Origin of the sequence: Klebsiella sp. S69, from assembly GCF_016516145.1 — a bacterium.
Lineage (GTDB): Bacteria > Pseudomonadota > Gammaproteobacteria > Enterobacterales > Enterobacteriaceae > Klebsiella > Klebsiella oxytoca.
Map to the genome: position 1 here is coordinate 93,488 of NZ_JACVUU010000028.1, position 8,324 is coordinate 101,811.

6 protein-coding genes are annotated in these 8,324 nt (G+C 55.0%); 3 read left to right on the forward strand and 3 right to left on the reverse strand.

All coding sequences use genetic code 11. From position 1 onward, the window contains the following. Positions 1-12: 12 nt before the first annotated feature. Positions 13-588, forward strand: a complete 576-nt coding sequence (gene pagP / locus IAE27_RS24315; RefSeq protein WP_064398717.1) for a lipid IV(A) palmitoyltransferase PagP — start codon at positions 13-15, stop codon at positions 586-588. Positions 589-622: 34 nt separating this feature from the next. On the opposite strand, the gene IAE27_RS24320 is transcribed toward pagP, so the two are convergent. Genes IAE27_RS24320 through IAE27_RS24330 form a run of 3 tightly spaced genes read right to left on the reverse strand, consistent with a single transcriptional unit; the run spans position 623 to position 5,732 of the window. After that, the gene (locus IAE27_RS24320) at positions 623-1,546 is read right to left on the reverse strand and encodes an acyltransferase (protein WP_162556706.1); all 924 of its coding nucleotides are present in this window, start codon (positions 1,544-1,546) and stop codon (positions 623-625) included. Positions 1,547-1,584: 38 nt separating this feature from the next. Then, on the reverse strand, positions 1,585-4,647 hold the full coding sequence (locus tag IAE27_RS24325; RefSeq protein ID WP_200092911.1) for an efflux RND transporter permease subunit: 3,063 nt from the start codon (positions 4,645-4,647) through the stop codon (positions 1,585-1,587). Continuing rightward, complete coding sequence (locus IAE27_RS24330; protein WP_004103530.1) at positions 4,647-5,732, reverse strand: efflux RND transporter periplasmic adaptor subunit; 1,086 nt, start codon at positions 5,730-5,732, stop codon at positions 4,647-4,649. Before IAE27_RS24330 ends, IAE27_RS24325 begins: the two co-directional genes overlap by 1 nt. 538 nt (positions 5,733-6,270) lie before the next feature. On the opposite strand from IAE27_RS24330, the gene IAE27_RS24335 reads away from it, so the two are divergent. Together IAE27_RS24335 and IAE27_RS24340 are read left to right on the forward strand one after the other, a co-directional pair. Next, positions 6,271-6,702, forward strand: a complete 432-nt coding sequence (locus IAE27_RS24335; protein ID WP_004103525.1) for a universal stress protein — start codon at positions 6,271-6,273, stop codon at positions 6,700-6,702. Positions 6,703-6,752: 50 nt separating this feature from the next. Then, on the forward strand, positions 6,753-8,324 hold a 1,572-nt coding region (locus IAE27_RS24340; RefSeq protein ID WP_200092912.1), incomplete at its 3' end, for an HAD-IC family P-type ATPase.

Below are 8,324 nucleotides of genomic sequence, written 5' to 3' on the forward strand. Positions count from 1 at the left end.
AAGGATAAAACTATGCAACGTTGTCTACGGGTAGCGTGGGGAATTGTGTTTATTTTCGCCTTTTCGGTACAGGCTGAAACGAAGATATATGGCGAGCAGCGCATCAGCGGCTGGTGGAGCTGGTTAAAAGACGATGTCTCGCAGACCTGGAATGAGCCGCAAAACTACGATCTGTATCTTCCGTTTCTCAGCTGGCATAACCGCTTTATGTACGATAAAGAGAAAACGGATAATTATAATGAAATGCCGTGGGGCGGGGGTTTTGGCGTTTCCAGATATAACGCAGAGGGCAACTGGAGTTCTCTCTACGCCATGATGTTCAAGGATTCGCATAACGAGTGGCAGCCGATAATCGGCTACGGCTGGGAGAAGGGGTGGTATCTTGATAGTCGCCGCGATTTTCGTCTGGGACTTGGCGTTACCGCCGGGATCACCGCCCGCGATGACTTTGCCAACTACGTACCCCTGCCGATTATTTTGCCGCTTTTTTCCGCCAGCTATCGCCGTCTGAGCGTGCAGTTCACCTATATTCCCGGCACCTATAATAACGGCAACGTGCTGTTTGCCTGGCTGCGCTACGGTTTTTAAATGCGCTGGCGGTCATGGCCTGAATCGGCGAACGTCAAATGGTAATCACTTTTTTCACCACCGAATTTGACAGCGCCAGCATTGAAATCAGTACCGAAGTGATAAACGTGAGAACAATCAGCATTAATTTGGTGCCCAGTGAGTTAATTGGGATAAAGGCGGTGAGCAGGTGAAAAATGGAGTAGTGGAGAATATAGACGCCGGTCATCGTTTTGCTGATGGTGGCGAGAACGGCCTCTTTAAACTCGCTGTTTTTACGAAACCGAACGCCGTTGGCCGCAATCACCAGCGCGACGACCAGAATATAAATTTGTGAACCGGTAAGAATGAAGGCATTTCTGTCGGCCTTAAACAGGGCGAAAAAGAAATGGCGCTCGTAAAACCAGGTGAAAAGATAAATAAACGGGATGGCGATCATCGCCCCTTTAACCACTTTTTCGCGCCTGAGCCAGCCGGCGACGAGCGGATCGCTGAACAGCTGACCGGTCAGATAAAACAGCAGCCATGTCCATAGCCGATACTGCGGCGCCAGGCTCAGCGCATGGATATCAGGGTACAGCGCGGACAAAAGATCGTACCCATACGAGAGCAGCAGCAGCGAGAAAACTGCAGCAAAAAACAGTTTACGCCGCTGGCTGAGCCACTCGATGACCGGGTGAAAGGTGTAAATCACGATAAACGCAAAGACAAACCACGGCTGGATAAGATAGCCGCGCTGATAAGGCTCCCACAGATAGTACACCGTCATCCAGAACAGAAAGACGATAACCACGCTTTTGATTTTGCCCATTTGCCACTGCGAATCGTGGCGGGACTGCGAGTCGAGATAACCAGCCACCACAAAAAACAGCGGCGTGGCGATAGTCGAAATAAACGTCAAAAACCCGAGGATCCAGTGATAGTCGTAATCATAGCTATCCCAGGTGTTGTAGATGGTGAAGAAGGTCACCGCCGTCATGCATCCCAGCGTTTTGATAATATTTAACCCGGTACTATTCATGGTTGTCGCTTCATGTCCTTATTGTGGAAACAGGCGTAAATTACCGGCAGAACCAGCAGCGTCAGAATAGTAGCAAAACCCAGACCAAACATGATAACAACCGCCATGCTCTGGAAGAAAACGTCCAGTAGTAAAGGCGCCAGGCCAAGCACGGTGGTAAACGCCGTCAGCAGGATAGGGCGCAAACGCGACGTGGCGGCATAAATAATCGCCTCCTGCTGCTCTTTTTCCTGCTTCTGCTGTTCAATCTCCTCAACCAGCACGATGCCGTTACGGATCAGCATTCCACTCAGGCTGAGCAGACCTATCAGCGCCATAAAACCAAAGGGGATGCCGGTGATTAAAAAGCCCGGCGTTACGCCAATCAGCGCCAGCGGTACGGTCAACCAGATGGCAATCGCATTTTTCAGCGAACTGAACATTAGTACGGTGATGATAAACATCACCAGGTAACCCAGCGGCAGGGTTGTGAACAGTCCCTGCTGCGCCTCGCTGGAGTTTTCCGCATCACCGCCCCACTCGATGCTGTAGCCGTGCGGCAGCACCAGCGCATCGATCTGCGGTTTCACGCGGGAGAGGATATCCCCGGAGGTCTGGTTGCTGAGCGGGTCGGGATCGGTCTGCACCGTCAGCACGCGGCTGCGGTCGCGGCGCAGGATCAGCGGATCTTCCCATTCAAGGTGAAAGCCGCTGACCACGTTACTGAGTGGAATATACTGCTGGCGGCTTTGGCTCCAGACCAGCACGTTATTTAAGTGATTCGCATCCTGGCGCTCGGCGGCGGGAGGGCGGACTATCACCGGCAGCAGGTCGGCACCCTCACGGTACAGTCCCGCGCGGCTGCCGGAGAAGTTCATCTCCAGCGCGTTATCGATATCCTGTTTATCGACGCCCAGTTCGCGCCCAAGGGCGGTGGAGTACTGGGGACGGATAACTTTACTGCGGTTTTGCCAGTCGTTGCGAACACCATCGGTGGCCGGGTCTGCGGAGAGGATATCGCCAACCTGGCTGGCGATCAGGCGCAGTCTGTCTGGGTCGGGACCTTTGATCCGCACCTCGATGGCGCTGTCGCCGGAAGGGCCGAACATCACGCGTTTTGTGCTGGCGTTCACCTGCGGATAGTTACGCGCAATATAGCGATCTACATGCTGCGTCAGGGCGGCAATGCTGCGCTGGTCGTCCATTCGCACCATGATCTGCGCATAGTTGCTGTACTGCCGTTGCCCGCTGTAGGTCAGGATAAACCGCATACTGCCCTGGCCGACGGTAGCCACGGTGGTGACGACTCCGGGCTGGCCGTTAATGGCAGTCTCAATATCGCTGGTCATCTTTTCAGTGGTCGCAATATCGGTACCGTAGGGAAGCCAGAGATCGACAAAGAAAATGGGCGTGTTTGAAGAGGGGAAAAAGTTTTGTCGCACCGCACCAAACCCCCAGATAGCGGCGGCCAGCAGCGCCGCCATGACGGTCAGGGTGACGGTTTTGCGCAGCAGAAGGGCCTGCAGAGTCAGCTGATACAGGCGGTAAAAGCGTCCGCCGTACGGGTTAGCATCGGCCTGCGCCACCGGCTGAGATTGAGGCTTAAACAGCCACCACTTAATGAGCACCGGGGTAATGGTCAGCGCCGAGAACCAGCTCAGCATGAGCGAAATCAGCAGTACCTGGAACAGCGATTTACAATATTCCCCGGTCGAGTCCTGCGATAGCCCAATCGGCGCAAAGGCAAGAATCGCAATCACCGTGGCCCCCAGCAGCGGCAGGGCAGAACGGCGAATCACATAATTAATTGCCGTAAGTAGCGTCGATCCCTGCTGGCGGGCGATCAGCACGCCTTCGACGATAACGATAGCGTTATCGACCAGCATGCTCAGGGCGATAATCAATGCCCCCAGCGAAATACGCTGCAGCTCGATCCCCCACAGATACATAATCAGCAGCGTGCCGAGTACGTTGAGCGCCAGCGACAGGGCGATAATAATACCGCTGCGTACGCCCATAAAGATCAGTAGTACGCCAACGACAATCGCCAGCGCCATCAGAAAGTTGGTGATAAAACCGTTGACCGAATGGGCGACTTCCGCCGCCTGATCGTAGAACAGGTCAATGTTGATCCCGGCCGGTTTTTCCGCCGACATCTGCGCCAGTTTGTTTTGCAGCGCACGGCCAACATCAATCACGTTAACTCCGGGGATAAACGACACCCCCATGGTGACCGCCTGGCGACCGTTGGCGTGGTAAATGCTGGAGGGCGTTTCGCTCAGCCCGCGCGAGAGCGTGGCAATATCGCGCAGCCGCGTCGCCGTTCCCGAACCGTGCGGGCTGATTAACAGATCGCCCAGCTCGTCGAGGTTGGCAAACTCGCCCGTGGGATGCAGGCGGATCGATTCGCTGCCGGATTTAATTTCTCCGGCGTTAGAGACGACGTTCAACCGGCTGAGGATCGCCGCCAGCTGGTTGAGCGTAATCCCGCGGGCGGCCATTTTCGCCAATGAGATATCAATGTTGATTTGCTGGGGGATCGCCCCGCCGATGGCGACTTTACCGACCCCGGGCACCAGCACCAGTTCACGGCGCAGCTGCTCGGCATAGCGAACCAGCTCAGGGTTGGTAAAGCTCTCGCCGGAGAGGGCGAAGAAGAAGCCAAAGACATCGCCAAAATCGTCATTCACGAACGGAGAAGCGACACCGGGCGGGAACTGGCGAGCGGCGTCGCCAACCCGGCGGCGCAGTTCATCCCAGATTTGCGGCAGCTCGCTGGAGTGGTAGTGCGAGGCGATGTTGACGGTAATTTGCGACAGGCCGTTAGAGGAAATGGAGCTGACGTTATCGAGATAGGGCAGCTGCTGCAGCGCGTTCTCCAGCGGCAGGGTGACTTCTTCTTCCACCTGCTGCGCTGAAGCGCCGGGATAATGGGTAACCACCACCGCGGTTTTGATGGTAAACGCCGGATCTTCCAGCCGGCCGATGTTCAGCAGAGCGAAGATCCCGCCGATGCCCAGCAGTAAAATAGTCAGCCAGACGCGGATTGGATTGTTAATAAACTGGCGGGAGATATCCATTACAAACCTCGTTCACGCGTCCAGATTCGAACCGGTTGTTGCGCATGTAATTCGCTGACGCCCGCCGCCACCACGCGTTCGCCGACGCTGAGCCCTTCGGTAATCACCACGCCCTGTGAGGTGATCTGACCCACGCCAACTTTGCGTTCTTCCAGATGGAGCCGATCGCCGCTGCCCTGAACCACCCACACGTGGGGTTCGTTGCGCGGGCGATTATCCGGATTAAACACCGCTTCGACAGGCACCACGACCGCATTTTTGCCGGCGCTGGCGGGCAGGTTCGCCAGATTAACCGTCACCGTTCCGCTCACGCCGCCGACCGAGGGAAAGTCGGCAGGTCGCGGCATGGTCAGTATGATTTGCCAGGTGAGCGTGCTGCTGTCGCTGCTGCCGGTATGTTCTTTGTATTCGGCGGTAAACTGGCGATCCGGCATGGCGTTAATTTTAACCACCGGACGATACTGCGCGTTGCGAATATCCAGCGCAGTAAAGAGGTTTTCCGGAACGCTAAACACCACGTCGAGCAGATCGGTTCGCGTCAGGGTGACAATCGGCTGTCCGGCGGCGACCACCTGATGGTTACGTACCGGAACGTTGGCGGCTACGCCGCTGAACGGTGCGGTTAGCGTCGTTTGCGACAGCTCTTCCCGGGCTATTTTTAGCGCGGCATTAGCGGAGTCGCGGTTGGCTCGCTGGATATCCATTTCCGCTTTTGAAATCGCCTGACGACCGGCCAGGGTCTGGAATCGATCGAATTGCCGCTGGGCGAGGGTGGCGGCGGTTTGCCGCTCATTCACCCGCTGCTGCGCTTCCCGGGCGTTAAGTCGGGCAAGTGTCTGCCCCTGAGTCACATTAGCTCCCTGGCGCACATCAAGAGATTCGATCTGGCCGCCGCGTTTGAAAGAGAGGTCAGTAGAGTCTCCGGACTCAATGCGGGCGGGGAATACGCGCTGCTGTGACTCGCCGATGGCCACCACCTCAGCGACCTTAACCATCCGCGGTAACGGCGTAATTTCTGGCGCTTTCCGATCGCAAGCCGTTGTTATTAAAATAACAAGCGGGATGAGAGAAAAATAACGGTTCACTGTATTCCCCTCGAAGTAAAAGGCTATCTTTTACATATTATTCACAATCGCTGTGTTTATTCAGCGAGGGCCGAAACAACCCAATAAGTAATTAACCCGGTAGCCGTACAGGCGATTATTGCCAGGGCAATAAACAGGCTCAGGCGAAACAGACTGTAACCGAACATTGTTCCTCCTTTAGCTCTAATGCTTAGCTAAGTAAATTCTTATCATAATAATTATTGTGGGGCGGCAGAAAGTGAACAAGCCACTGATAATGAGGATAGTCGCAGTAAAACAGAAATGTTAAAAAGAGCAAAAATTACGGTGATGGCGACGATTTTACCGGGTTGGCAGTTGAATTGTCTGGCTGTGCCTGACTCTGTGATATTTTTCAATATATTAATTGGCGGGTTAATCATGTTAACCGTGGTGTGCTACGTTTAATTATACCTACACGTCCAGCAAATTTTGTTCTTGAGATTTCCTCCTCAGTACCAGCGCCAGTGCCTGGGCTGTTTTCACCACCTTTTTTATAGGTAATAAAAGGATTGTCTCTATGTATAAAAATATCCTCGTGCCGGTTGATGTGTTTGAAATCGGTCTGGCGGACAAGGCCTTGTCCCACGCCCAATTCCTAGCACAAAGCTCCTCCGGAAAGATTCATCTTCTTCACGTGATTCCCGCTTTTTCTCCAGTGCTGACGCGCGGCTTTATTTCCGATGCACGGAAAATGGAAGATTATCTGATGAATACTTCTAAGGAAAAGCTGGTTGAACTGGTTAAAAAACTCACGCTGGCGGAAAACGATATGCAGATTCACATTCGCAGCGGCAACATTCGCGATGAAGTGACCAAACTGGCCGATGAGCTGAAGGCGGATGTGGTGATAATCGGCTCGCGTAACCCGAATATTCAGACGCATCTGCTGGGGTCGGAGGCGGCAGGGATCGTTCGCTATGCCCATGTTCCGGTTTTTGTGGTGCGCTAAGGACGGCCTGAGGCTGTCCTGATTTCCGATACAGGAGTGAGGAGATAACTATGAATACAGAAAAACCGGGCGGCCCGTTCTATCAGCTCTCCGTCGAAGAAACCCTGACCAGCACCAACAGTACCCCGGACGGCATCAGCGGTGCTGAAGCGGCAGCGCGCTTGCAGCAGTACGGCGAGAATGCTCTACCGCAAAAAGCAGGAAAGCCGGCATGGCTGCGCTTTCTGGCGCATTTTAACGATGTGCTGATCTATGTGCTGCTGGCGGCGGCGCTGCTGACGGCGGTCATGGGGCACTGGGTGGATACCCTGGTGATCCTGGGCGTGGCGGTGATTAACGCCCTGATCGGCCATATTCAGGAGAGCAACGCGGAAAAATCGCTTCAGAGCATTCGCAACATGCTTTCCAGCGAAGCGGTGGTCGTTCGTCAGGGCAACCATGAAACGATCCCGACAACCGCTCTGGTACCCGGCGATATCGTCGTGATCCGCGCCGGCGATCGCATCCCTGCTGACCTTCGGGTTATCGAAGCGCATAACCTGCGGGTGGAAGAGGCGATTCTGACCGGCGAATCGACGGTGGTGGAGAAAAGCACCGAGGCGCTTAGCGGCGAGCTGCCGCTTGGCGATCGTACCAATCTGCTGTTTTCCGGCACCACGGTGAGTTCGGGCGGCGGAAAAGGTCTGGTGGTGGCCACCGGCGGCGATACCGAGCTGGGTCATATCAACCAGATGATGTCGGATATCGAAAAACACCGAACGCCGCTGCTGGTGCAGATGGATAAGCTCGGTAAAGCCATTTTTATCATCATCCTGGTGATGATGGCCGCGCTGTTTGTCTTTAGCCTGCTGTTCCGCGATATGCCGGTTTCTGAGCTGATGCTGTCGTTGATTAGCCTCGCGGTGGCGTCGGTACCGGAAGGTTTACCGGCAATTATCTCCATTATTCTCTCGCTCGGCGTGCAGACCATGGCCCGTCAGAAGGCGATTATCCGCAAGCTGCCTACGGTGGAAACCCTCGGGGCCATGACGGTGATCTGCTCGGATAAAACCGGCACGCTAACCATGAACGAGATGACGGTGAAAGCCGTGATAACCGCCGATAGAATCTATCGGGTGGAGGGTGACAGCTACGAGCCGATAGGGAATATTCACCCGATCGATGAGCCTGCGCCGGTAACCGTTGCGTCGGGCACGCTGCTGGAACGTTATCTGCGCACTATCGATCTGTGTAATGACAGTCAGCTTATTAAAGATGAAAGCGGGCTGTGGAAAATTACCGGCGGCCCGACCGAAGGGGCGTTGAAAGTGCTGGCGGCGAAAGTCCCGCTCCCGGCGCTCAACACTGAGCTGCGCAGCAAAATCCCCTTCGATTCACAGTATAAATATATGTCGACGCTGTACCGCATCGGCGATGAAGAGATGATTTTGATTACCGGCGCGCCCGATGTCCTGTTCCGCCTGTGCCAGCATCAGCAAACCGACCATGGCCTGGAGCCGCTCGACCAGCCTTACTGGGAAGGCAAAATCGAAGAGTATGCGCGGGAAGGGCTGCGGATGGTGGCGGGGGGGGGGGAAACCCCCCCCCCCCGGGGAAAGGGGAGGACCCCACAAGGGTTTGAG